20 protein-coding genes are annotated in these 23,721 nt (G+C 38.3%); 4 read left to right on the top strand and 16 right to left on the bottom strand.

Annotation, left to right across the window (positions count from 1 at the left end; translation table 11 throughout):
* Window positions 1-272: 272 nt before the first annotated feature.
* The 4 genes from ACNARN_RS13510 to acs form a co-directional block, all read right to left on the bottom strand.
* Entirely contained in the window at window positions 273-1,856 is a 1,584-nt protein-coding gene (locus tag ACNARN_RS13510) for a phosphoethanolamine transferase (RefSeq protein WP_416304565.1), read from the bottom strand.
* Window positions 1,857-2,290: 434 nt separating this feature from the next.
* The gene (locus ACNARN_RS13505; protein WP_196533866.1) at window positions 2,291-3,946 is read right to left on the bottom strand and encodes a cation acetate symporter; all 1,656 of its coding nucleotides are present in this window, start codon (window positions 3,944-3,946) and stop codon (window positions 2,291-2,293) included.
* Entirely contained in the window at window positions 3,943-4,254 is a 312-nt protein-coding gene (locus ACNARN_RS13500; protein WP_196533867.1) for a DUF485 domain-containing protein, read from the bottom strand. Before ACNARN_RS13500 ends, ACNARN_RS13505 begins: the two co-directional genes overlap by 4 nt.
* Window positions 4,255-4,413: 159 nt before the next feature.
* Window positions 4,414-6,372 carry an acetate--CoA ligase gene (gene acs / locus ACNARN_RS13495; protein ID WP_416304564.1) on the bottom strand — a complete coding sequence of 653 codons (1,959 nt, stop codon included), beginning with the start codon at window positions 6,370-6,372 and terminating at the stop codon, window positions 4,414-4,416.
* Between the two features lie 372 nt (window positions 6,373-6,744).
* Here acs and sodA point away from each other — a divergent pair, with 372 nt between their 5' ends.
* On the top strand, window positions 6,745-7,368 hold the full coding sequence (sodA, locus tag ACNARN_RS13490; protein WP_075672604.1) for a superoxide dismutase [Mn]: 624 nt from the start codon (window positions 6,745-6,747) through the stop codon (window positions 7,366-7,368).
* Between the two features lie 115 nt (window positions 7,369-7,483).
* Window positions 7,484-8,158, top strand: coding sequence for a 6-hydroxyaminopurine reductase (gene yiiM, locus ACNARN_RS13485; protein WP_416304563.1), 675 nt, complete (start codon window positions 7,484-7,486; stop codon window positions 8,156-8,158).
* 82 nt (window positions 8,159-8,240) lie between these two features.
* On the opposite strand, the gene trpS is transcribed toward yiiM, so the two are convergent.
* The 11 genes from trpS to ACNARN_RS13430 form a co-directional block, all read right to left on the bottom strand.
* Window positions 8,241-9,269, bottom strand: coding sequence for a tryptophan--tRNA ligase (gene trpS, locus ACNARN_RS13480; RefSeq protein WP_196533871.1), 1,029 nt, complete (start codon window positions 9,267-9,269; stop codon window positions 8,241-8,243).
* Between the two features lie 21 nt (window positions 9,270-9,290).
* Window positions 9,291-9,980 (bottom strand): phosphoglycolate phosphatase, encoded by a 690-nt coding sequence (locus ACNARN_RS13475; protein ID WP_198620164.1) that lies wholly within the window; start codon window positions 9,978-9,980, stop codon window positions 9,291-9,293.
* A complete protein-coding gene (gene rpe, locus ACNARN_RS13470; protein ID WP_416304562.1) occupies window positions 9,980-10,651 on the bottom strand; it encodes a ribulose-phosphate 3-epimerase in 672 nt (223 codons plus the stop codon). The genes ACNARN_RS13475 and rpe overlap by 1 nt, the downstream gene beginning before the upstream one ends.
* Before the next feature lie 44 nt (window positions 10,652-10,695).
* Window positions 10,696-11,511: an adenine-specific DNA-methyltransferase gene (gene dam, locus ACNARN_RS13465; RefSeq protein ID WP_160230824.1), complete on the bottom strand. Its 816-nt coding sequence runs from the start codon at window positions 11,509-11,511 to the stop codon at window positions 10,696-10,698.
* A gap of 82 nt (window positions 11,512-11,593) precedes the next feature.
* On the bottom strand, window positions 11,594-12,535 hold the full coding sequence (locus ACNARN_RS13460; protein WP_109374160.1) for an SPOR domain-containing protein: 942 nt from the start codon (window positions 12,533-12,535) through the stop codon (window positions 11,594-11,596).
* Between the two features lie 170 nt (window positions 12,536-12,705).
* Window positions 12,706-13,800 (bottom strand): 3-dehydroquinate synthase, encoded by a 1,095-nt coding sequence (gene aroB / locus ACNARN_RS13455; protein ID WP_198620162.1) that lies wholly within the window; start codon window positions 13,798-13,800, stop codon window positions 12,706-12,708.
* A 54-nt stretch (window positions 13,801-13,854) separates the two neighbouring features.
* The gene (gene aroK / locus ACNARN_RS13450; protein ID WP_129586866.1) at window positions 13,855-14,376 is read right to left on the bottom strand and encodes a shikimate kinase AroK; all 522 of its coding nucleotides are present in this window, start codon (window positions 14,374-14,376) and stop codon (window positions 13,855-13,857) included.
* A 579-nt stretch (window positions 14,377-14,955) separates the two neighbouring features.
* A complete protein-coding gene (pilQ, locus tag ACNARN_RS13445; RefSeq protein ID WP_416304561.1) occupies window positions 14,956-16,059 on the bottom strand; it encodes a type IV pilus secretin PilQ in 1,104 nt (367 codons plus the stop codon).
* On the bottom strand, window positions 16,056-16,586 hold the full coding sequence (locus ACNARN_RS13440; protein WP_416304560.1) for a hypothetical protein: 531 nt from the start codon (window positions 16,584-16,586) through the stop codon (window positions 16,056-16,058). The genes pilQ and ACNARN_RS13440 overlap by 4 nt, the downstream gene beginning before the upstream one ends.
* On the bottom strand, window positions 16,583-17,152 hold the full coding sequence (locus ACNARN_RS13435) for a fimbrial assembly protein (protein ID WP_349443235.1): 570 nt from the start codon (window positions 17,150-17,152) through the stop codon (window positions 16,583-16,585). The genes ACNARN_RS13440 and ACNARN_RS13435 overlap by 4 nt, the downstream gene beginning before the upstream one ends.
* A complete protein-coding gene (locus ACNARN_RS13430) occupies window positions 17,140-17,964 on the bottom strand; it encodes a hypothetical protein (protein ID WP_416304559.1) in 825 nt (274 codons plus the stop codon). The genes ACNARN_RS13435 and ACNARN_RS13430 overlap by 13 nt, the downstream gene beginning before the upstream one ends.
* 115 nt (window positions 17,965-18,079) lie before the next feature.
* On the opposite strand from ACNARN_RS13430, the gene mrcA reads away from it, so the two are divergent.
* Window positions 18,080-20,614, top strand: coding sequence for a peptidoglycan glycosyltransferase/peptidoglycan DD-transpeptidase MrcA (gene mrcA / locus ACNARN_RS13425; protein WP_416304558.1), 2,535 nt, complete (start codon window positions 18,080-18,082; stop codon window positions 20,612-20,614).
* A gap of 49 nt (window positions 20,615-20,663) precedes the next feature.
* Here the strand turns inward: mrcA and nudE are convergent, their stop codons facing one another.
* Complete coding sequence (gene nudE / locus ACNARN_RS13420) at window positions 20,664-21,212, bottom strand: ADP compounds hydrolase NudE (RefSeq protein ID WP_109374167.1); 549 nt, start codon at window positions 21,210-21,212, stop codon at window positions 20,664-20,666.
* Window positions 21,213-21,565: 353 nt separating this feature from the next.
* On the opposite strand from nudE, the gene umoB reads away from it, so the two are divergent.
* On the top strand, window positions 21,566-23,674 hold the full coding sequence (gene umoB / locus ACNARN_RS13415) for a flagellar biogenesis regulator UmoB (protein WP_109374168.1): 2,109 nt from the start codon (window positions 21,566-21,568) through the stop codon (window positions 23,672-23,674).
* Window positions 23,675-23,721: the final 47 nt, after the last annotated feature.

Here is a 23,721-nt window from a genome sequence, read left to right as displayed (position 1 = left end):
CAGCTTATATGTTAGTCGTTAATTAGAAACTATGGTTACATTCCTCAATAAAATAGCCAATCTTCATGCCGTTAAACACTATTTATGGCAACTCATTAGTGAAATGATCCCTGTATCAAGCATCTAATATCACATTAATTTAATGCCTAGTGTTCTGATCTTTTATTTCTTGTTATCTCTGATGGATCTAATTAAAAGCAGAAGGTGTAAATGTAAAAACACACTCTTTATTACTGAGTCTATTTTTATTTAGATATCTTTTAATGAGAATGTTATTGAGGCTCCTGCTCTTCTGAACGCAGTAAATCATAGTTTAAGATATTTTTATTACCATCAATAACAGTGATTGGTGATTTAGGCTGATAGCACTCATTTAATGGTGAGTGACACTGTTGAGGGGAGTTATGTTCTATTCCAAGCCAACTACTTAGTAGCCAATAGTTATTTACTGTTGAATAAGGCTTATTCAATGCATCATTATTGATAGTAGGTTTAATAGATGATGGGCTATACCAAATAAACAAAGGGATATCATAAGCTTCTTTTCGTGGCGTATTTACACCATGATGATAACGAACCTCTCTATTTTTATCGAGACGCTGTAAAGCGTGATCTGCAAAGTAGAGAATAGAAGCTGGTTTATCTTTGACTCTCTCGATGATGTCATTAATTAATTTATCTGTATAAGCAATAGAGCTGTCATAGCAGTTATCATCATCTTCTTGCGTGAATTTCTTTAAATACTGACTTGGAAATCGATTACAGGCCGGCTCATGGCTACCATATGTATGTAAGATGATTAGTTTTTTCTCTTCAGATGGCTCATTGAGAGCTCTGTCTAAATAAGGAAGCAACTCTTCATCATAACCGATAAATTCATTCCACTTTTTATTTTGAGCCATATTAGCAATGACAGAAATAACACTGGTTTTCTGATTACCTTCACCTTGATTACTTAACCAATATGTTTTAAACCCAGCATGATTGGCAAGAGAAACAATATTATCAGCGTAATGACTTTTATCTTGTAACTGTTCCAATCCTATATTTGAGAGTGAAATTGGTACAGAAAGAATAGTTACTGGTGCAGGAGAATAGACTTGATTGAATAGGATAAGATTACTCTTTTCTTTCATTAGATTAGGTGTTGTATCGTACTGATAGCCATAAATTCCTAGATGATCTCTGCGAACGGACTCTCCAAGAATAAGGATATAAATTTCTGTATTATCATTATGTTTATTATATTGAAACTCAACTTTTTGAGAGGTAATTCTTCTAATTTGGCGATTTTCATGGAAGGTTCGGACAAGTGCTGCTGCATTATAAAAAGGTGAGTTCAGAAGGGTATATTCTGCAAGTAATTTACTGTTGTCATCGTTTTTCAATGCTAAGATTTTATAAATTGGAATGATGGCTATTAATATAACAAAAGCAGTCACACTTTTTTTTGTCGTTTTTAGATCAGATACTTGAGCTGCTTTATGGATGAAAAAATAGTAAATGGCAAAAGCACATAGGTAAAATAAGACATAATACTTATTATAAGAGAGCATACCGACAGTTTCGCTGCCATTGGTATTAATAAAAGTTTCAGCAATGGATGATGAAAAAGCAATATCGTGTTCACGATAGAAAAATAGAGAAATAGACAGGTTTAAAGACCATAGCGCACTAGTAATAAAGGTTATTATTTTTCCAAAAACAGAACGATAAATGCCACTACATATCAGTATAAGTAGCCAACCAATAAGAACAATATAGATTTTTTGTTCTATATGCAGTGTTGAACCACCCAATATTGCAGGTGCCATAGATAAGAAAAATAAAAGTGCGTAATGAGTTAATTGAGACATAATCTATTTAAAAACTACCACCTCTTTTTATACAGAATAAAAAGTTAACCATTTACTTTTTGACAATACAAGCCTTGTTTGGCTGAAGTGTGTCTGAAATTGATATTACTATGTTTCTTCCTCACTATTTTGAGCTATTTGGCTTTATTAATAAGCCTTGTAGAAAATAAGTTATGTTTCTTTTTATTTGTAATTAATTGATTTCAATTTAATTTGTTTTTATTTTTATAACAGTAGAATAACTAATAATAAGTTATTTAAATAATCGTATAGATATGTAGTTAAAGCTTAAAAGTATTCTAAATAAGTAAATAATAGAAATAGGATCAAGATTTTTATGATAATGGATAAAAATCATTGAAAATGAATAACCCCAAAGTTGAAATTCACTTTGGGGTTATTTTTATTTAGAAAGATAACATTATTTCAGACTGTTAGTGCTGTTTACCTTGTTCAATACCTAAGCCAATTTGAGAACGAATAAACTGTGCTTGGAATTTTGCTTTTTCTTGCTCACCTAAAGATGATTTATCAGTAACAGAGAAAAGCCATGAGACAACAAAAGCAATGATTATTGAGAATAATGCTGGATATTCATAAGGATAGATGGGTTTTTCATGACCTAAAATACTTACCCAAATTGTTGGCCCTAAGATCATCAACGTGACAGCAACTAATAAACCAGACCATCCTCCTGCGACTGCACCTCGTGTTGTCAGCCCTTTCCAATACATTGATAACAATATGATTGGGAAGTTACAGCTTGCTGCAATTGAGAAAGCTAGCCCCACCATAAAGGCAATATTTTGTTTTTCAAATAAAATACCTAAACCGATAGCGACGATACCTAAGATAACCACAGTAATTTTGGATACTTTTAGCTCTTGTCTTTCATCTGCGTGACCATTTTTAATTACATTTGCGTAGAGATCATGTGATACCGCAGATGCGCCCGCTAAAGTTAGTCCTGCAACAACGGCTAAAATAGTAGCGAAGGCAACGGCTGAAATGAAGCCTAAGAAGAAGTTACCGCCAACGGCATCCGCCAAGTGAACAGCCGCCATATTGGTTCCACCAATCAAAGCGCCAGCGGCATCTTTGAACATAGGATTAGGGCTAACGAGTAAGATAGCGCCGAAACCAATGATAAAAGTAAGAATATAGAAATAACCGATAAAACCTGTTGCATAGAAAACACTCTTACGGGCTTCTTTTGCATCGCTAACAGTAAAGAAGCGCATGATGATATGAGGAAGTCCCGCCGTACCAAACATTAGTGCAAGACCTAAAGAGAGAGCAGATATAGGATCAGAAACCAATCCACCAGGACTCATGATAGAGAACCCTTTTGAGTGAACACTAACGGCTTCTTTAAATAAGGTATTGAAATTAAAATCGACAGCTTTCATCACCATAACAGCCATAAAACTTGCACCTGCAAGTAATAAAATAGCTTTAATGATTTGAACCCAAGTGGTGGCTAACATGCCTCCAAATAAAACATATAGCACCATTAGAATACCGACGAGCACAACGGCAATATGGTAGTTTAAGCCGAAAAGGAGTTCGATTAATTTACCGGCACCAACCATTTGTGCAATCAGATAAAGAGCGACAACAACCAGTGATCCAATAGCGGAGAGTGTTCTCACTGGTTTAGGGCTTAAGCGATAGGAGACAACATCAGCAAAGGTATAGCGTCCTAAATTACGTAAGCGTTCAGCAATGATAAAAAGAATGATAGGCCAACCAATCAGAAATCCAATTGAATAAATAAGTCCATCATAACCCGAGGTATAAACCAGTGCGGAGATCCCTAAAAAGGATGCGGCAGACATAAAATCACCGGCGATTGCCATTCCGTTTTGGAAGCCAGTAATTTTCCCTCCGGCAGTATAGTAATCAGCACGAGAGCGGGTACGTTTAGAAGCCCAATAAGTGATGTAAAGTGTTAATCCTACAAATATTAGGAACATGATGATGGCCTGAATATTCATAGGTTGTTTCTCACCTCCTTCAGTTATTGCGGCAGCGTAAGCAACCGTTGAGGAGAGGAAAAATAAGCTTATTGCATAAAGTAACTTTCTCATTTTTCTACCTCTTCAATAATTTCAGCGGTAAGTTTGTCGAACTCTGTATTGGCTTTAATAACGTAAACGCCCGTTAATAAAAATGAGGCGATGATTAAACCCATACCAATAGGAATACCTCGTGTAATGTAGCTGCCCTCATATAATGGTGTACCTAACCATTGTGGATAGAACGCAATAAGTAAGATAAATGAGACGTACATAACGAGCGTAATAATTGAAAGTGTCCATGAAAAACGACTACGTTTATTAACCAGTTCTTTAAAGCGAGGGTTGTTTTCTATCTCTTGATAAATATTGGAATTCATCAGAGTTCTCCTCTATATAATTGTTTGGTTTATCACTTGATTTAGAGGCTTAAATCCCCCGCATTCCATGATTTTCAGGTAAGAGAGCCCTGCAAAGGCATTTTTCATGCCTTTGCTTTGTCGTATTACGTTTTTTGAACGACAGTTATTTGTTGTGTATTAAGCAGTGAGTGATAGAGACTGTTTTTCTTCTAACAGTTTCTCTACAACACCCGGATCAGCGAGTGTTGAGGTATCCCCGAGGTTAGTTGTGTCGCCAGAGGCAATTTTACGCAAGATACGGCGCATAATTTTCCCTGATCGTGTTTTAGGTAAGGAATCTGTCCAATGTAGGATATCTGGTGTGGCTATTGGCCCAATTTCTTTACGTACCCAGTTGCGAACTTCTGTATAAAGTTCAGGAGTTGGCTCTTCACCGTGATTTAAAGTGACATAAGCATAAATAGCTTGTCCTTTAATATTATGAGGAATACCAACTACTGCGGCTTCTGCAATCTTAGGATGTGCAACAAGAGCGGATTCAATCTCTGCTGTTCCTAAACGATGACCTGAAATATTCAAGACATCATCAACACGCCCTGTTATCCAATAGTCACCATCCTCATCTCGGCGAGCGCCGTCACCAGAGAAATACATCCCTTTAAAGGTTGAAAAATAAGTTTGCTCAAAACGATCGTGATCACCAAAAAGTGTTCTTGCTTGACCCGGCCAAGAATCAGTAATCACTAAGTTTCCTTCGCAAGCCCCTTGCTGTACTTCGCCCATATTATCGACAATTGCAGGCTGAACACCGAAGAAAGGGCGTGTTGCTGAGCCTGGTTTTAGATCCATTGCACCCGGTAATGGTGTTATCATGAAACCACCAGTTTCTGTTTGCCACCATGTATCAACGATAGGACATTGGCTACGTCCCATTTTCTGATAGAACCATTCCCATGCTTCTGGATTAATGGGTTCACCTACGGAGCCTAGAATGCGCAGAGAGGTGCGTTGAGTACCTTCAATCGCTTTATCGCCTTCAGCCATTAATGCACGGATTGCAGTCGGTGCTGTATATAATATATTGATTTGGTGTTTATCAACAATTTGAGCCATGCGGTTAACAGATGGATAATTAGGGACACCTTCAAACATAACAGTAGTCGCACCATTTGACAGAGGGCCATACAGTAAGTAGCTATGTCCTGTTACCCAACCCACGTCAGCAGTACACCAATAAATATCACCTTCATGATAATCAAAGGTGTATTTGAAGGTCATTGAAGCATAAACGAGATAACCTCCCGTTGTGTGCAGTACACCTTTGGGTTTGCCTGTTGAACCTGATGTATACAGAATAAAGAGAGGATCTTCTGCATCCATTACTTCAACATCACACTCAGTGCTGACACCTTGGGTGATTTCATCCCACCAAACATCACGTCCTTCAATCCATTGTTCGGTATGTCCTGTTCGACGAAATACTACTACATGATTAATAGGGGGGATATCAGCGTGATTTAAAGCATCATCAACATTTTTCTTTAAAGGAATAGCGCGACCTGCACGTAATCCTTCATCAGCTGTAATCACTAATTTAGCTTTTGAATCAATGATCCTGCCTGCGACAGCTTCAGGAGAGAAACCACCAAAAATAACAGAATGGATAGCACCAATACGAGTACAAGCGAGCATAGCGACTGCCGCTTCTGGTACCATCGGCATATAAATCGCCACAACATCGCCTTTTTTAATACCTAAGTTTTTTAATACATTAGCGAATTGGCAAACATCTTGGTGGAGTTGTCTGTAAGTGATTTTTTTCGACTCATTAGGTGAGTCGCCTTCCCAAATAATGGCGGTTTGATCACCTCGTGTTTTAAGGTGGCGATCAAGACAGTTTTGACTGATATTTAGCTGACCATCTTCAAACCAGCGAATGCGTACATGGCCTGGGTCAAAAGAAGTATTCTTTACCACAGTATATGGTTTTATCCAGTCAATGATTTTCCCTTTATCTGCCCAAAAGGCCTCAGGGTTTTTAATGGATAATTCATAATCTTTTTGGTATTGCTCTTTATTGATCAGGGCGTGTTCTGCAATGCTTGCAGGAATATGATGTTGGTTTATTTTTGTCATAATAGTTCTCCTCACTCTTGTTAATACTATGTCAAAAAGTCGTTAACAAAAGAGGGTAAATAAAGATTGTTTCTTTTTTGCGCAGAAGATCACGAATTAATGGAAATGCTTTTCATGGAATGTTCAATTAGTGCTAAAGCTAGCAGTGCATTATTTATCTACTATTTTCTTGTTTAATAGGATCATCGTTTAATAGAATGCTTTTAAATTAAAATAATATACTGTGAAAATTAATTTAACCGTGCTGGATAAAAAAACCACAAAAATAATATGGATATGATAATGATTTTCATTAACGTTTTTTTCACTATAATGAAATGAAAAGATAAATCACATGATGTGATCCAAGATAAAACAGCACTGGAGATTAATATGAGCTATACATTACCTGCACTGCCTTATGCTTATGATGCATTAGAGCCTCACTTTGATGAGCGTACAATGGAAATTCACCATACTAAGCATCATCAAACTTATGTGAATAATACCAATACAGCATTAGAAAAATTACCTGAGCTTGCTGGCTTGGAGATTGATGAATTAGTTAAAAATCTTCATAAAGTGCCTGCTGATCAACGTACTTTTTTACGTAATAACGCTGGTGGTCACTCTAACCACTCATTATTCTGGAAAGGTTTGAAGCTAGGTACTCAATTACAAGGTTCACTAAAAGATGCGATTGAGCGCGATTTTGGTAGCGTTGATGCCTTTAAAGAGTTATTTGAAAAAGCGGCTGCGAGCCGTTTTGGTTCAGGTTGGGCTTGGCTGGTATTAAAAGACGATGGCAAACTTGCGGTAGTTTCTACTGCAAACCAAGATAGCCCATTAATGGGTGAAGAGTTAGCTGGCGCATCAGGTTACCCAATTGTAGGGTTAGATGTGTGGGAACATGCTTACTACTTGAAATATCAAAATCGCCGCCCTGATTATATTAAAGCGTTCTGGTCCGTCGTTAACTGGGACGAAGCGCAAAAACGTTTTCAGAGCAAAGCATAATTGAGTAGATAACATCCTTTCTTTTTTATATTTTCAATGCCGACATTTGTCGGCATTGTTTCTTTTGAACACTATCTTTACTATGAGTTATTCTTTTCTGTTTAGGTAGTGAGCTATGCGTTATTTTCCTAGTGTTTTTATCGGTAATATCACAACAACATCTAATGGATTTACCAGTGCGATCACCAAAAGGCTGGTGGATGGCACTATCAAATTGACATCACTAGGATTAGAAGGTGATGAGCAAGCAGAAAAGAGTTTTCACGGTGGTCCTGATCGCGCCCTTTGTCACTATCCTAACGAACATTATCTTTATTGGGCTGAGCAATTTCCACAATTAGTCGATTTTTTCCATGCTCCCGCATTTGGTGAAAATATCTCAACAACAGGCATGACGGAAGAGAATGTTTTTATTGGGGATATTTATCAATGGGGAACTGCATTAATTCAAGTGACTCAACCTCGCTCTCCTTGCTACAAACTTAACACAGTGACAGAAGTCAGTAACTTTTCGCAAATTATGCAAGATAGTGGTTATTGTGGTTGGTTATATCGTGTTGTGAGTGCAGGAGAAACAGGCAGTCATCATCCTCTTGTGTTGGTTTCAAGAAACAGTGATGTCTCTGTTAAAGAAGCTATTTCTATTGCTTTTCATATGCCTTTTGATGAAGAGCTTTATCATCGTTTATTAAGTGCGGCAGGATTATCAGCGAGTTGGAGTAAAACCATGCAGCTAAGACTGCAAAATCAAACTATTGAGAGCTTTGATAGACGGCTGTTTAAGAGATAAATAGTTATCTAATTGATAATTAATGGTATTAAAACACCTCCCTAAACATAGGTGAGGTGTTTTTTTATGTATTAACGAAAAATTACGGATGTGCGATAAATCCAATCGCATCATAAACCTTGTCTAAGGTTGCTTGAGCACGAGTTTTGGCTTTATCAGCACCTTCTTTCATGATTTTATTAAGCAATGCTTCATCATTACGGAATGTGTTAAAACGTTCTTGAATGTTGGTTAGCATTTCAGATACCGCATCAGCGACAGCACCTTTTAGATGACCGTACATTTGGCCTTCAAATTCAGCTTCTAATTCAGGAATAGTTTTACCTGTAACACCCGCTAAGATATCGAGTAAGTTAGACACACCTGCTTTATTTTCAAGATCGTAAATAACACGAGGTGGTTCTTCAGAATCTGTCATTGCGCGTTTAATTTTCTTGGCTGCTGCTTTTGGATCTTCAAGCAATGCGATAACGTTATTACGGTTATCATCAGACTTGGACATTTTCTTGGTCGGATCTTGCAGAGCCATAACACGAGCACCGCCTTTTGGAATAAAAGGATCGGGTACGGTGAAGATATCGCCATAAATAGCGTTAAAGCGCTGAGCAATATCACGGCTTAATTCAAGATGTTGTTTTTGGTCGATACCAACAGGGACTTGATTTGTTTGATAAATCAGAATATCTGCCGCCATTAATACAGGATAATCGAATAACCCTGCATTGATATTTTCAGAGTGACGCGCTGATTTATCTTTAAATTGAGTCATTCGGCTCAATTCACCAAAATAGGTATAGCAGTTAAGTGCCCAGCTTAATTGTGCATGTTGTGGAACATGTGACTGAACAAAAATAGTGCTTTTTTCTGGATCAATACCGCAAGCAAGATAAAGAGCCAGCGTATCTAAGGTTCTTTTTCTAAGTTCTTTTGGATCTTGACGAACTGTAATGGCGTGTTGGTCAACGATACAGTAAATGCAATCATAGTCATCTTGCATTTGTACCCATTGACGTAATGCACCCATGTAGTTACCAATAGTGAGTTCACCAGAAGGTTGTGCACCACTGAATACAATTGGCTTTTGTGCCGTTTTTTCTACTGAAGTCGTCATCTTAATTCTGTTCCACAGTTGTCATTGCGTGATGTCGAGGATTGATAGCAAGTCAGCAAAATTATCGAGTGTATAATCAGGTTTGCTGTCTGCAATAGAGACGCCATAGTTATAGCCATAGGTTAAACCTACGCAAGGGCACTCGGCCGCTTGTGCTGCAATAATATCGTTGCGAGAATCCCCAACAAAAAGGAGTTCTTCCTTTTTAACACCAAATGTACCCATTGTTAAATATAATGGTGCTGGATGTGGTTTTTTTTCTTTGACATCATCTCCCCCTAGTACTAAGGAAAAATATTTATCAATTTTCAGTTGCTGTAATAGTGGTGCAATAAAAGGTGAAGGCTTATTGGTAACGATACCTAATGGAATGTTATGTGAAGCTAATACTTCAAGCGTTTCTTTGACGTGTGGGAATAAATCACTGCCTGTTTTGACCGATGTTGCATAATGTTCATCAAAAAGGTCTCGCATCTCTTTTAATAAGGTTTCTGTGACATCTTCTACGCCAGCGTTATGTAAAGCGCGCGTAAGTAGCATATCAACGCCATTACCCACCCAAATTGTGACATTATGTTTACCAGCAGGTGCAAAACCTTTTGATGTTAATGCGTAATCTGTTGCTTCTGTTAGTCCAACAGCGCTGTCAGTGAGTGTGCCATCAAGATCAAAGGCGATAGCACGAATGCCTTTGAGTTTTTTGTCTATCATTACGATACCTTTTCTAATTCGTGACGCATATTGTCAATAACATGCTTATAATCTGGTTGATTGAAAATAGCTGAGCCAGCAACGAACATATCTGCACCTGCTTGGGCAATTTCAGCGATATTATCGACTTTAACACCACCATCAATTTCTAAACGAATGTCATAACCACCATCATCGATCATTTTACGAACTTGGCGTAATTTATCGAGGGTGTTAGGAATAAATGATTGACCACCAAAGCCTGGGTTAACAGACATCAGCAGAATAAGATCTAATTTATCCATTACATAATCGAGATAATTTAATGGGGTTGCTGGGTTAAGCACTAAGCCTGCTTTACAACCACAATCTTTTATTAGTTGAATTGTACGGTCAACGTGGTCACTGGCTTCAGCGTGAAATGAGATATACGTTGCGCCAGCTTCTGCAAAATCAGGAATGATGCGATCAACGGGTTTAACCATTAGGTGAACATCAATGGGCGCTGTAATACCGTAGTTGCGCAGAGCCTTACAAATTGGCGCACCAAACGTTAGGTTCGGTACATAGTGGTTATCCATAACATCAAAGTGGACAACATCTGCGCCAGCTGCGAGCACTTTTTCAGTGTCTTCGCCAAGGCGAGCAAAATCAGCGGATAAAATAGAAGGGGCAATCAGAAAATCTTTCATCGCATTCTCCAGACAACACTCCCATTGTCGGGAGGTGTTAACGATTATTTATATAAGGCAAGTAATTCGTTCACTTTGCTACGACCAAGTGTGTTGCTACTGATTGTTCTTCTGACTTTCACACTGTGTAGCTCTTTTGCGTCTACATACCACTCTTTTGTTAACGCAGTCTCATGATTTGATATTAACACGGGTATCTGTCTCTCGTAAGCCAGCATTGAGGCAAGTTGAGCCAGATGTTCCTGCTCTTGAAAACTAAAGCTATTTGTATGGTATGACGTAAAATTTGCAGTCGGTGATAACGGTGCATAAGGAGGATCGCAATAAACAACGGCGCCTTTTTTTGCATTTGTCATCGTTGATGAATAGCTTTGGCAAACAAATTCGGCTTTTTGTGCTTTTTCAGAAAACCAAATTAGCTCTGCTTCAGGAAAATAAGGTTTTTTATAACGACCAAAAGGGACATTGTATTCACCTTTTGAATTATAACGACACAGCCCATTGTAGCAATGACGGTTAAGATAGAGAAATAACACACTACGCTGATAAGCGTCCGTTGAACGATTAAATTCTTGTCGTAGTTGATAGAACTCTTCTGCGATATTCATTTGAGGGGTAAATAATAAGCGAGCATCCTTCATAAATTTTTCAGGATGTTGCTTTACCGTATTATAGAGATGAATTAGATCACTATTTATATCGGCAAGAATATATGAATCGTATTCTGTATTTAAAAAAACAGAACCGGCACCCATAAAAGGTTCAATTAAACAATTACCCTCAGGCAGATGACGTTTAATGTCATCTACCAAAGGATATTTACCACCAGCCCATTTTAGGAATGCGCGTTTTTTTTTCATGCCGTCCAAATTTCTCAATCGTTTCAGAGTCGCCGATTGTACTCTGTTTCAGACAGCATATCAGCGGTGAACTTCGTCTTAATTATTTTTTTAGATCCTGATGAACATGTTTCATCGGTCTAACCCAAGGTTGTTTGGCTTGTACTGGCGCAGGTAAAGAAGAAACAGCCTGCTTGGCTTCACTTATATTACGATAATTTCCATAGATGAGTACATACCATGGATTACCATTACGCTGCGTTTTGTAAATAGTGTAGTTTCCATTGAGGTTCTTTTTAGCGAAAGCCTCTAAGGTATCTTGGCGACTTGCACCACTTAATTGCAAAGTATAGTTAGTAGCAGGGATAGTGCTTAAATTACTTGCTGATAATGAGCCTGAAACAACAGGTTTAGTCGTTGCAGGTTTAGGTTGCGTTGTTGCTGGTGGTGTTACTGGTTTTGTCGGTGGTGTTTTTACTTCAGCCGGTTTTTGTACGGGTTGCACTGGTTTAGTTGCAGGTGGTTGCGTGACAGGCTGCACGGGTTGTGGCTGTTGCGCATTTAATTGCTGCTGATTAGTGGCTTGATTAATACCTGCTTGTTGTTGATTTAAAGAATCAACGATATCTCCAGGGATCTCAACACGTTGACCTTGCGAATCAATCATTGGAGGTAAATTTTGTGAAGGTGGTGTTGCAGGCTGTATCTCTTGCCCAGAAATAGATTGAGGTGTCGATGGCTGACCATTTTCTGAAGGCGTAACGGATGACGGTTGTTGAGATAGGTCGATATTTCTTTCCGTATTGGTCGAAGGTGCAGGTTCAGTTGTTTCTGGTGATTTTAATGCTGAACTTATTGCGATAATTAGCAGAATAAGGACTAAAACACCTGCACCAATCATCATCTGTTGACGGGATACAGAGAATCGTGCGTTTTTTAATGGATTGTTACGAGGTCGGTTGGTTCGACGTTCAGGTCTATCCGAAGTATCAGGTTTGAGTGAATTATCACCCTTGGTTTCATTATCAGGTTTGAACTCGTCCATTATGCCCTCCGTCAGAGCGTCAAAAAGCGAAAAATATTCTATTCAGCCTTAGCCATTACCTCATAGTATAAGGATGAAACGCTTTTTCTGAAACGTTGCATTTGACAATATTAACCAGAATTTTCCTTAAATGAATATTCTAGTTTATTGCTTGTCAGGTAATGGGGAGCTTAATTTGCATTAATGCAAGATGTTATCGCTTTGTGGACTTGTTCGCGAGTAATATCGGCACGTAATTCGGATTGACCGATACCTTTTGGTAAAACAAGGTGTAATTTGCCACCAGATACTTTTTTATCTCTCATCATATGAGGTAAATAGTCATCAGGTGTCATTTCAATAGGACCATTGATGGGGAGATTGGCTCTCTCAAGCAATTGAATAACACGTTGAGTCTCTTCTTCAGTGAATTGACCAAGTGCTTGAGATGTTCTTGCCGCCATTACCATACCTGCGGCAACGGCTTCACCATGCAACCAAACACCATATCCCATATGGGCTTCAATGGCATGTCCATAGGTATGGCCAAGGTTGAGTAGTGCGCGTAAGCCACTTGTTTCTTTTTCATCAGCAGCAACGACGTCAGCTTTTAGCTCACAGCAACGACGGATACAAAATGCCATGGCTTTAGGATCAAGAGCCAAGAGTTTATCAATATTATTTTCAAGCCAGATAAAAAAGTCTTTATCTAAAATGATGCCATATTTAATAACTTCAGCTAAACCCGATGAAAGTTCACGAGGCGGTAATGTGGCAAGACAATCGAGATCGATAACAACAGAAGCGGGCTGATAAAACGCACCAATCATATTTTTGCCAAGAGGATGATTAACTGCGGTTTTTCCACCAACAGAAGAATCGACTTGTGACAATAGTGTTGTTGGTACTTGGATAAAGCGAACGCCACGTTGATAGCTTGCTGCGGCAAAACCAGTTAGATCACCAATAACACCACCGCCTAATGCGATAAGTGTTGTATCTCGATTGTGATTTTTTTCTAATAATGCAGTAAAGACATCATTCATGATTTCAAGCGATTTGTATTGTTCGCCATCAGGCAAAATTACGCTATCAACCAAAACACCCTGTTTTTTTAAGGTGTCCGTTACCTTTTCTAAATAGAGTGGAGCAAGTGTCACGTTTGTGACTATCATAACTTGCTGCCCTGATTTTAAAGGTAAAAAGGTATCTTCTTGATGAAAAAGGCCAGAAGCAATGGTAATGGGATAGCTTCTTTCACCTAATGTGACAGTGATTTTTTCCATAACAGTGGCCTTCTTTTTATTGTCTTTACTTAACCTTATAAATAGCTGAATTTATTAGTTTTGTTCTAATAATTCAATTATTTGATTGGCTACAATTTTTGCACTCTGATCATCAGTATGAATAGTGATGTCAGCAATTTCTTCATAAAGAGGATTACGTTCTTCAGCTAATGTCTCTAAGACATCGCGCACAGGTTCAACACCTTGCAATAAAGGACGTTTTTTATCACGTTGGGTACGCGCGAGCTGTTTTTCGATGTTGGTTTCTAAATAAACAACCACACCGCGTGCAGATAATCTGTTACGGGTTTCTCGCGATATCACCGAACCACCACCTGTTGCTAACACAATGCCTTGCTTTTCAGTGAGTTCGTTGATTATTTTTTCTTCTCGTTGACGGAAGCCTTCTTCGCCTTCAACATCAAATACCCAACCTACATCTGCACCTGTACGCCGCTCAATTTCCTGATCGGAATCATAAAACTCCATACTAAGTTGTTGAGCTAACTGACGACCAATAGTGCTTTTGCCGGCACCCATAGGCCCAACCAGAAAGATATTACGTTTCTCTGCCATGTTTTTGGTATTACTAAGATATTCGTTAATGATAACCCGCCCCGCCAAATTCATTCAGCGACGGGACCTAAACTGAAATTTATGAGTGTTTATCTAATTCACACCTGATAACATTTGTTATCTACTCTCATAATAAGACTGAGTTCTTTCAGTAGATCGCTATAAAATAACCACATGCTGTCATAAGCGACAACATAGGATAAAAATCCCTTTGCCCACAGTACATAACAAAAACTACTAAAAAAGTAATTATCTTTGTTGGCAACGCGGAGATTCTAACACAATTTAGTCGGAAAACCGCATCTGATAATATTGTCTTTTTCGTCATCAATCGATCAATATTACATATAAAAAGCCCTACCTCCAAGAATAGAGGAAGTGCATAAAATGTATCCGTATTTTTATTGTGATGTTTCAGGCTCACTCAAATTAGCTAACCCTTGTAAGCTAAATCGTCCTCATCGTCAAATCTATAAATACTGATTATAAGAAAAAACAATGAATAACTCTCAGTTTAACTCTAGTGAAAAACATGTAGTGCTTTGTATTTTATAATAAAAGTATTTATCACATAAAAAATTATATTAATTTGGGTGTAATAAAAATAACCAATTCATGGCGACTGTGTTGATCTCTTTTATGACTGAAAAGTACGCCTAGTAATGGAATAGAGGATAAGAAGGGGATCTTTGCTGTGTGTTCTTGTTGCTTTTGCTGAAATATACCTCCCAACATAATGGTTTCTCCATCGCGAATAGTCACTTCTGTGCTGATCTCTTGTTTATCAATAGAAAGATGTTCACTTCCGCCTTGAACAAGTGCAATATCTGGTGTGTTTTGACTAATTTTAAGTATTAACCTTATCTTTTTATTTCTTTGAATAATGGGCGTTACTTCCATACCCAAGACGGCTTCTTTAAATTGAACTCGTGTGATTTCATTATCTCGACTGACATAGGGGATCTCTGTTCCTTGTTTGATGGAGGCTGTTTTTTCATGAGCGGTTGTTAGCCGCGGACTGGCAATAATAGATAACTGTTTCTCTTGTTCTAACGCACTTAATTCAAGCTCTAATAGGCGCCCATTAATTCTAGCAATATTAAATGCAATATAGTGAAGAGGGTTTTTGGTGTTTTGATGGAGTGATAATGCAGAAAGTGAAGGCGTTGATAGCGCTGAATTAAGCGAGGAGGTTGTTGAAATAGCATTAGGTATTGTAGATGCGGCTTCGGTTTGTGTTTTTAATGCTTGTAATCCCCATTGAGTACCCAATTCATTTAGAGCATCCTGACTGCTACTCACAATATGTGCGGTGATATGAACTTGTTGTTGTGGGGTGTCCCGTAATTTTAGCCAATCCCCAATTTCAGATAGTGTTTTACTATTATCAACTATTGAAAGACTATTCGCTTCTCTATCAATAATAACTCGCCCCTGCTGACTTAGTAATGGAATAGTGTGATCACTTAGTTGTTCGCCTAGTCTCTCAGCATCAGCATAATTTAAAGGATAAAGTTGGTGATGTAATTCTTCAGGTTGTTCTGTAGTAGATGTTCGCTCTTCAATAAAGGTAGATGATATCTTTTCATCATCGCTATTCTCAGGAAAGAAGGGGTCTCGAGTGTGAGCCCAAATGGTGGTTGTCATCATATATAATATGACGATTAAAATTCCTATCTTCATGATATATCACCCTGTATTGCACTAGGATAACTTAGCTCTGTAAAACTCATTTGTACTGAAATTAGGTGGGGTTTTATTGGAACAATATGCAGAGAGATCAGCGCTAAACTTGTTTGACTGAGGTATTCCAATAGTGTTAAAAACTGTGGGTAAGACAAAGTAAAAGTGAGTTTATATAAAGAGTTAGGCGTGTTTTCCCAAATCTCTGGTATAAAATGATAAGTCATTAGTAAGCGTTGTAATTGCTCACTAACCGGTGGGTTATCGAATGGAATGCCATAATCTATTTGTTGTGTGATTAGTGAATTAATAGATGGCATTGTGTCTAATGTGCTTTGATAGTGATTAATACGCTTTAGTCTTTGTGCTATTTCTAGGTGTTGTTGGGCTATCTCTTGCTGGTAGTCCGTGTAGATAAAGAGGTAATAAAATAGCAGGGTAATAAAAGGTATCATTAAGCTCAGTAAAGTGAGTTTCCACTTAGGTAGAAACGCAATAAGTAACAACCATTGTGCATTTATTTTCATTGGCTTCCCTCATCTTCTTCATTCCATCGCTCTTGTTCTTCTGATTTTCCGTTTAAATGCACTTCTGTGTAAGACGGATCAGTTTTGTTTTGTTGTAAATAACTCAACGTTAAAGAGGCTAAAACAGAGTGACTTTTAAGGTTGGTAATAAAGGAGAGTGATTGTGTATTGGGGAGTGTGAGATGCAGTGAGCGTTGATTATCTGCCTCACCATAGTGGCTAATCCAACCAGTTGAGGGAAGATGGGTTTCGATAGCTCGAAAGAAGCGAATGTAATGTAAATAGCGCAACCAGTTTTGATAATAGAGTGAATAGTGCTGATAGTGTAAAAGTGTTTGTTTTTTCTGTGTTTGATATATATCGATCTGTTTTAGTAATAAATCTTCTTGTTGCTGAGTTTGGCGTTGTTGATCTGTTATGAGTGATCGTTTTTGTGCCAAATGGTAGGTGTAATAGCTACAAATAACGAAAGTGATCGTGACCAATGATAGCGTTTGAGAAAGCCATAACAATGCTTTTTGTCTAAATAAGCTGTGGCGCCAAGGTAGGTAATTTACTTGATACATAGCACCTCTTCAGGGCGTAATGCCAAACCTAATGCAACAAATGGAATGAGATCTTTATCTGACGTTGTTTTAAATAAGTCGAGGGAAAGATTGGGCCAAAGAGGCATCAACTGGCTAAAATATTCTTCATTATCACCCGTTAAATAACACTGTTTTAATGGCCAATGGTATTTTTCTATTAACTGATAAATACAAGCTTGTTGCTCTTGTTGGTTTTCATAGGTGAGAGTGCCGTAATGGGGCATATTTTCATCAGATGATACCCAAAGTAGCGTTTTGTTTTTACAGTACAAAAGGGGATTCTGAGGTGAGATGCCGAGGTAAGTTGCTAAATAGCGTAGTGCACACGCTGGGGTATCAATTGCAGTTATTGTTAAGTTTATTCGAGCAAATAAGTCAATATACTTATCTAAAATCGTTTTATGGCACAGGTGAATAGCGAGTTTCCCCTTATTTTGCCGATAATCAAAATTAACAGGGATTTTCGTATTTTGTGTGTAAGATGTGGCTCGTAGTTGCGCCAACCGATAACATGCTGCTGATGTAAGGGAAACTGCATGAGGCAGTGGGATAATTTGATAGTTTTCATAAATATCCGGTAGAGAAAGCGTAACATTATTAATAGAAGGTAATTTTTTACGCCAACCCATTAGGATTTTTCTTAATTTTATATCATTTAAATCGTCATTAAGAGGTAAAGGGAATTGCCAAAATGCACTGATCTTCCATTGTTTATTCTGCTGAAATACCAAAACGGCATTGATATGATGAGTGTTAATTTCAATACCAATCTGGTAATTGTGTGTTTCCATAAATGATATCCATATCTATTGATGAGTAATTGCCTATTTTCAAAGAGGCGTTACCTTTATACTACGCACTGTTTGTTTATAAACCGCCCAATTCACACTACATGGGAAATTTAAGGTGAAGTTCTTAAAATATTTTTTCATCTTCGTTTTTGCTTGCATAATTTTGGGAGCAGCCTCGATATACGGTATGTATAAGTATGTTGAGCCTCAGTTACCCGATGTCGCGACATTAAAAGATGTTCGTTTACAAACCCCTATGCAGGTATTTAGTGCAGACGGAGAGTTGATTGCGCAATACGGCGAGAAACGTCGTTTACCGCTAACATTGGAGGAGATGCCTCCTCAACTTATTAATGCTTTTATCGCAACAGAAGATACGCGTTTTCGTGAACACCACGGTATTGACCCTATTGGGATCTCGCGTGCTGTTGTAGTGGCATTAACATCAGGACAAGCCTCCCAAGGCGCTAGTACCATTACGCAACAATTAGCTCGAAATTTCTTTTTAACGCCTGAAAAGAAATTAATGCGCAAAATAAAAGAAGCCTTTTTGGCGATCCGCATTGAGAAAGAGCTCACTAAAGATGAAATTTTAGCGCTGTATTTAAATAAAATTTATCTGGGTAATCGTGCTTATGGTGTGGGTGCTGCCGCTTATGTTTACTTTGGTAAAAGTGTTCACGATCTGAGCCTTAATGAAATGGCTGTGATTGCTGGCTTACCTAAAGCACCTTCTACACTTAACCCACTTTATTCTTATGATCGTGCCTTAAAACGTCGTAATATCGTTTTACAGCGTATGTATGAAGAGAACTATATCACTCGCGCACAATATGAAAGTGCAAGAGCAGAGCCTATTGTTGCGAAATACCACGCACCTCAAATTGATTTCTCAGCGCCTTATCTAACCGAAATGGTGCGTATGGAGATGTACGAGCGTTATGGTGAAAATGCCTACACTGATGGCTATAAAATTTACACCACTGTGGTTCGTAAAGATCAATTAGCGGCAGAAAAAGCCTTGCGTGATAATGTTATCGACTACGACATGCGTCATGGTTACCGTGGTGCTCAAGAAGTTTTGTGGAGTGAAGGGCAAACACCATGGGATAACGAAGCTATCAACAAGAAATTAAAAGGGATCCAAACTTATGGCCCTTTAATTCCAGCTGTTGTGTTATCTGCTGATGCGAAAGAAGCCAAAGTCATTTTAAAAACGGGCGACAACATTACGCTAGATTTAAAAGCGGTTCGTTGGGCACGTAAATTTATTTCTGACACCTCTCAAGGCGCAACACCAACAAAAGTTGATGCCGTTGTGCATGTTGGTGAGCAAATTTGGGTACGTCAAAATAACGAAAAAAGTTGGGTGCTAGCGCAACTTCCGGGTGTTAATGCGGCATTTGTTGCATTAGATCCTATCAATGGAGGGATTATTGCGCTTGTTGGTGGTTTTGATTTTGAGATCAGTAAATTTAACCGAGTTTCTCAATCTTTACGCCAAGTCGGTTCAAACATTAAACCTTTCTTATATGCTGCTGCATTAGATAAAGGATTGACGTTATCGACACTGCTTAATGATTTACCTATTAGCCGCTGGGATGCTGGTGCAGGAACAGATTGGCGCCCTAAAAACTCACCACCAACTTATGCCGGCCCTATTCGTTTACGTCAAGGTTTAGGCCAGTCTAAAAACGTGGTGATGGTACGTGCAATGCGCGCGATGGGCGTGGATTATGCTGCTGATTATCTATTACGTTTTGGTTTCCCTAATCAAAATATCGATAGAACAGAATCTTTAGCATTAGGATCACCATCATTTACACCAATGCAAATGGTACGAGGATTTGCTGTTATGGCAAACGGCGGATATCTCATTGAGCCTTACTATATCCAACGTATTGAAAATGCTGATGGTGAAGAGCTGTTTACTGCAAAACCAAAGATAGCTTGCCCGGATTGTACTGATATCCCTGTTATTTACGGCGATACCATGCGTTCTATTGCGTTATCTGATGACTATATGGAAAACGTTGCTCAATCTAATAAATCTCAGCCAGCAACTGCTACGCCTGAAATTGAATTAGAACAAGCGCCGTTAGCTGAAACTGTAAAAGAAAGCCCTTATGCACCACACGTTATCAGCACACCACTGGCTTACTTAATGCATGATGCATTAAGGACAAACCTTGTGGGTGAACCGGGATGGTCTGGTACAGGTTGGCGTGCTGTTCGTGATCTTAAACGCCAAGATATTGGTGGTAAGACCGGAACAACAAACAGTTCTAAAGATGCATGGTTCTCTGGATATGGTGCCAATATTGTTGCCACAGCTTGGATTGGCTTTGATGACAGTAGCCGCAATTTAGGTCGAACTGTCGCGAGTGGTGGTGAAGCGGGTGCTAAAACAGCGCAACCTATTTGGAATGACTTTATGAAAGTGGCTCTAGATGGTGTCCCTGTTAATATGATGCCTGTGCCAAAAGGTGTTGTGGCTGTTCAAATTGATAGAAGAACAGGAAAATTGGCAGGTGATGGCCCTTCAATGAAAGAATATTTTATTGATGGGACTCAACCGACAGAAAGGGCAAAAAATGAAGTAGGAACACAGATTTTTGAGGATAATGGCGAATCTAACGAGTTATTCTAATTAATCGAAAATAAAAACCGGATTTTAACATCCGGTTTTTATTATCTATTTATTTTTGTAATAGATAGCGGTGAGCTAAGAAGAGAGCACTGACACTACGAGCTTCTGTAAAATCTGGGTGGTCGAGTAAATCCATCATTTTGGCGATAGGCCAACGTATTTGGATTAGTGGCTCAGGCTCATCACCTTCGAGTTGCTCTGGATAAAGGTCATGCGCAATGACAATGTTCATTTTGCTAGAAAAGTAAGATGGCGCCATAGAAAGCTTTGCGAGTTCTATTAATGAGTGGGCACCATAACCAATTTCTTCTTTTAGTTCGCGGTTTGCGGCTTGTAGGGCATTTTCACCAGGATCAATGGCGCCTTTGGGAAAACCAAAGTCGTAATTTTCGATACCTACGGCGTATTCACGAATAAGAATAAGATTGTCATCAATAATAGGAACAATCATAACAGCTTCACGATTAGCGGGTTTCATTCGCTCATAAGTGCGCTTTTCTCCGTTGCTAAACTCCAGATTAACGGATTGGATCTGAAATAATCGAGAACGGGCGATGTTATCAATGTTTAATATATTGGGTTTTTTTAGTTCTTTCATAACAGTCCCTGGCAGAATAGAGATTAACCTGAATTTAACACATTAATGACAAAATAAATCTAACAATTAGATTTAGCTTTTAAAGGAAAATTGAGTACACTCCGCTATCAAATCTAGTTATTTATTGATTTTTTGAGAATATTATTATTTATTGATTCGCTATTTTACCCGAAGATAGCATTGTTAGCGGATATAAACTTGATTATAGATATAAATTATAACGCGACTGCAAAAATATAATCTATTGTATTTAAATAAAAAATAGAACAAAAGAATAGGAATTGCCTTATGTTAGGCAGGGTTTTAAATTTGTTATTGTTACTACGCAGCATCAGTATAAGCATGGGGAAAAAATGAGATTATCAGTCATTATATTGGCTATCTTGATGATAAGCCTATTTATAATGGCCGCCTTTCTATTCTTTAAAAGAAGGCGGCTTGATGGCTCACATCATCTCCCATCTCTCGCTAAACCTACTTATCGCAAGCTCACTTCTGATGACTATGGGCTTATTAGTGATTATTTATCTTATTTTGGTACATCAAACTTCTCTTCTGGCTATTCATTACAAAACTTCCCCGAAATGCCAATTAAAGGCGAAGTCGTTACTACATTAAGAAATATCGTTAATCGCTTTGCAGGTTCTAGTGAAGGATTAAATCATTGGCGTTACTATATTGATGCTGTAGAAATTCATATTCCCCCGCTGCTCGTTCCTTATCTTCAGCAAGAAAACGTTCTTGATGTTGTCTGTACCCCTTCGATCCCCATCGTTGTTGGTGTGAATGGACATTTCTTAAAAGATGAAAAAATTCATTTTTCTGCGCTAAGTTTAAAACAGCTGTCTGAACCGATATTGGCAAATGGTTCATCAACTATCCAAAAGAACGAAGGTGATGCGGCTCACTTATTACAAATCCGAGAAGAAACTAACGAAGAATATCGATTACATAACTCATCTGGTTTTTGGGATGGCTCTTTTATTTGTATAGGGCTTACGTTGTGTCTAACAGCCTTAATGATGCCTCAAGTTTTTCTTCCTTGGATCCTAGCGACTGGTGGTGCTTTTCTTGCTGTTGGTATTTTTCTGATCCACAACCCTTTAATCAAACCACGTAAACAAGAAATCCACTGTTTTAAAGGGCGCTTAAAGCGCTGGGGGCTTTTTGGTAATTTTGATCATGGGCAGGTAAAAAATGTTTCTTTAGGGGGGATTGATCTTGTTTACCCGCCTCATTGGGAGCCTTATATCCAAAACGATATTGATAAGGTGACCTATTTAGAAATGTATCCAAACCATCATGTTGTAAAACAAGGAAATTACCTTTCATTACATGATGAAGAGAAAAATTATCCTTATAAACGATATATTAAAAATATTATTTTCGTTTTTTGGAGTTTGTTTATTATTGGAATGTTGTATCTTTATCAGCCACTTTCTCTTTCTATGAAACTCAGCTTTTCATGGCTTAAAGATACTGAACCTCATTTAGTCACCAACTTTACCGAGTTGGAAACAACCGATTTGCATGTCGGAGATATTATTCAAGCTAAAGGGGTTGGGATGTGCTACATGCCACCTAATTTATCAAGTAAGAATAATAAAACGATTTTTGCACCTTTTGATTGCTCAGGGATTTATTGGAATAACAGTAATCCAATGCCAATGCCTGAATCGAGCACGATAGAAAAAGCTGCCGCTTTATTGCATATGGTTGAAGAGCAATTACACCCTGTTTCTAATAACAGAGTTAACCCAAGTTTAGGCCAAGCGATAACTAAATCTGGGATGAACTTGTTAGATAATTTTGATGGCATTGTGTTGAAAACACAGGATTTATGTCCACGAGAAAATGAATGTATTCGGCTAAAAATGGCGCTAGTTAACTTAAGTAACGTCAATGATTGGACTGCATTAGTTCAACGAGCTGAAAGTGGAAAATTAACCGGAACTAATGTTTTATTGCGTGCAGTGAGTGCTGAGGCCTTGGAAAAGCTTATCGACACCACCACATCTTCTTTTATCTACCGAGAAATAGATAAAGCCGCAATACTGTTAAACAGTCCTCCACCAGGTGGTGTGCTGTTAATCAGTGATGAGAGAAAACAACTTGTTGATTACGCTTCAAGTTCAAATTCGGTATTTGAACCGACCCCGTTAGAACAGTGGCGAGAACTACAACGTTTATCTGATATTTTATTACACACGCCTTTTGATACCGGAGGTGTCATAACAGGCATGGTTATCGATGCAAATGGTACGTTACAGATATTTTTACATAGCCTGCCAGACTCGATGACAATGTTATATTACATCGGTAATACGTTATTATTGTTTCTTGCTATCGGGTTCTTAATATTGAACCTATTTCTTATCATCCGGCGCCGGCGACAAAATAACCAACGCATGAATAAAATCAGTCTCTATTATGAGCACTGTTTTTATCGCCCTCCTCAGTAAGTCCCTTGTTGTGGAAGGCTATGTGTTTACACTATCGCCTTCGTAAA

It is taken from the genome of Proteus sp. TSJ240517, from assembly GCF_047921575.1.
Lineage (GTDB): Bacteria > Pseudomonadota > Gammaproteobacteria > Enterobacterales > Enterobacteriaceae > Proteus.
Note: the sequence above shows the minus strand (reverse complement) of the source record. Positions and strands in the feature narration are given on the sequence as shown.

Bases quoted from the DNA above. Each gene is read 5' to 3' on its own strand.
- ACNARN_RS13510 (WP_416304565.1), bottom strand. From the start codon at position 1,856: ATGTCTCAATTAACTCATTACGCACTTTTATTTTTCTTATCTATGGCA.
- ACNARN_RS13505 (WP_196533866.1), bottom strand. From the start codon at position 3,946: ATGAGAAAGTTACTTTATGCAATAAGCTTATTTTTCCTCTCCTCAACG.
- ACNARN_RS13500 (WP_196533867.1), bottom strand. From the start codon at position 4,254: ATGAATTCCAATATTTATCAAGAGATAGAAAACAACCCTCGCTTTAAA.
- acs (WP_416304564.1), bottom strand. From the start codon at position 6,372: ATGACAAAAATAAACCAACATCATATTCCTGCAAGCATTGCAGAACAC.
- sodA (WP_075672604.1), top strand. From the start codon at position 6,745: ATGAGCTATACATTACCTGCACTGCCTTATGCTTATGATGCATTAGAG.
- yiiM (WP_416304563.1), top strand. From the start codon at position 7,484: ATGCGTTATTTTCCTAGTGTTTTTATCGGTAATATCACAACAACATCT.
- trpS (WP_196533871.1), bottom strand. From the start codon at position 9,269: ATGACGACTTCAGTAGAAAAAACGGCACAAAAGCCAATTGTATTCAGT.
- ACNARN_RS13475 (WP_198620164.1), bottom strand. From the start codon at position 9,980: ATGATAGACAAAAAACTCAAAGGCATTCGTGCTATCGCCTTTGATCTT.
- rpe (WP_416304562.1), bottom strand. From the start codon at position 10,651: ATGAAAGATTTTCTGATTGCCCCTTCTATTTTATCCGCTGATTTTGCT.
- dam (WP_160230824.1), bottom strand. From the start codon at position 11,511: ATGAAAAAAAAACGCGCATTCCTAAAATGGGCTGGTGGTAAATATCCT.
- ACNARN_RS13460 (WP_109374160.1), bottom strand. From the start codon at position 12,535: ATGGACGAGTTCAAACCTGATAATGAAACCAAGGGTGATAATTCACTC.
- aroB (WP_198620162.1), bottom strand. From the start codon at position 13,800: ATGGAAAAAATCACTGTCACATTAGGTGAAAGAAGCTATCCCATTACC.
- aroK (WP_129586866.1), bottom strand. From the start codon at position 14,376: ATGGCAGAGAAACGTAATATCTTTCTGGTTGGGCCTATGGGTGCCGGC.
- pilQ (WP_416304561.1), bottom strand. From the start codon at position 16,059: ATGAAGATAGGAATTTTAATCGTCATATTATATATGATGACAACCACC.
- ACNARN_RS13440 (WP_416304560.1), bottom strand. From the start codon at position 16,586: ATGAAAATAAATGCACAATGGTTGTTACTTATTGCGTTTCTACCTAAG.
- ACNARN_RS13435 (WP_349443235.1), bottom strand. From the start codon at position 17,152: ATGTATCAAGTAAATTACCTACCTTGGCGCCACAGCTTATTTAGACAA.
- ACNARN_RS13430 (WP_416304559.1), bottom strand. From the start codon at position 17,964: ATGGAAACACACAATTACCAGATTGGTATTGAAATTAACACTCATCAT.
- nudE (WP_109374167.1), bottom strand. From the start codon at position 21,212: ATGAAAGAACTAAAAAAACCCAATATATTAAACATTGATAACATCGCC.
- umoB (WP_109374168.1), top strand. From the start codon at position 21,566: ATGAGATTATCAGTCATTATATTGGCTATCTTGATGATAAGCCTATTT.